The following is a 1,338-nucleotide window of genomic DNA, read 5'->3' on the forward strand; positions in this document are numbered from 1 at the left end:
GTGCAGTGATGAAGTGCAGTACGATGATGCTAATCGCTATCGTATGGATGACCTGGAATTACGTGCTGATATTCAGGCTCGCTGTAAAGCTATCTGGGAGCAAGTATCCGATGACAATGTTTTTGAAACGACGGATTACGCTTATTACAAATCAGAATTTTTGAAGTTGTTTGGCTTTGGTATCGAAGGTATTGATTACGAACTAGATGTAGATACGCTAGTGCCTTTTGATGTGATAGATATCTAATAGCAGCGGCTTCTGTTCGATAAAAAACCGCTATATGCGGTTTTTTGCTGTGTGGGCCCAACTAATCAATTACAGCAGGCCAGTGATGATCAGATGTTGATACTCAGCCATATGACAGTAGCTGATCCGCTGTCAATATTTCTCGAGTGGTTAATTATCAAACAACAACTGAAATAGACGAAAATTTATAGCGTAGATAACGTTCAATGAGATCGTCATAAATACCACTTACTACATTAAACAATTAGGATAAAATTTGGATTATTCATACAAGTTAAGCGAATTCCTGCATCTACTGGTGGAAAAGATTTGCCTGTATTTAGTCTGCGCCTTAGTGATTAGCGAGATTACTATTGTACTGTTGAGGTATATCTACGGCATAGGCTATTTACAGTTGCACGACTTTGCTCTGTACAGCTTTAGTGCGCTGGTAGTGTTGAGCGTGGTTTACTGCTTTGGCCGCAACAGTCATGTACGGGTTGATGTATTTCGGGAAAAACACAGCGTTCGACTAAAAAAAATCGTTGATATCGTTTCAATCATAGGCTTCTTGTTACCTTTTTATCTGATGATTTTATATTGGGTATGGCCAGATATTCTCTATGCCTGGAGCATTGCGGAAGGCTCTCGAGAAACGGGTGGGCTGGGTGGACTCTTCCTGGTTAAAACAACTTTACCTGTCGCGTGTATGTTGTTAATAGTACAGGGAATAGCGGTAGTGGTAAGGGGTGGTAAATACCTTTATGGAGAAGGTCAATCTGCTGCCGTTAATGGGAGCGAATCCTCTTGAGTATCGAGGCGATCTGGTTACTGTTATTAGTCTTCTCACTGTTGCTGGCGATCATGAGTGGCATGCCGGTGATGCTGGCTATCTCGGGAGTGCCGATATTGATTGGCATAATAGCCTCCTTTTTTGGACACTTTGATTTAAGTTTTTTTGGCGCATTTCCCCAACGTGTCTTCGGCGTGATGAACAATTCACTGTTAATTGCGGTGCCACTGTTTGTGATGATGGGCATCTTGTTGGAGCGCTCTAAACTCGCCGAACGCATGTTGCTCATTATGGCGGGCTTCTTTGGTGGTTCACGCTC

2 protein-coding genes and 1 pseudogene are annotated in these 1,338 nt (G+C 42.5%); all 3 read left to right on the plus strand.

What is annotated here, in order from left to right; all coding sequences use genetic code 11:
• Nucleotides 1–247, plus strand: a pseudogene (locus tag DWA01_RS04310) (hypothetical protein); the annotation flags it as partial.
• A 256-nt stretch (nt 248–503) separates the two neighbouring features.
• The gene (locus tag DWA01_RS04315) at nt 504–1,037 is read left to right on the plus strand and encodes a TRAP transporter small permease subunit (protein WP_114284499.1); all 534 of its coding nucleotides are present in this window, start codon (nt 504–506) and stop codon (nt 1,035–1,037) included.
• Nucleotides 1,034–1,338: TRAP transporter large permease subunit (locus DWA01_RS04320; protein WP_136057658.1), on the plus strand; the 305-nt coding region annotated here is incomplete at its 3' end. The genes DWA01_RS04315 and DWA01_RS04320, both read left to right, overlap by 4 nt.

Source organism: Candidatus Halocynthiibacter alkanivorans, from assembly GCF_003333265.1.
In the GTDB taxonomy this organism is placed as follows: Bacteria; Pseudomonadota; Alphaproteobacteria; order Rhodobacterales; family Rhodobacteraceae; genus Halocyntiibacter_A; species Halocyntiibacter_A alkanivorans.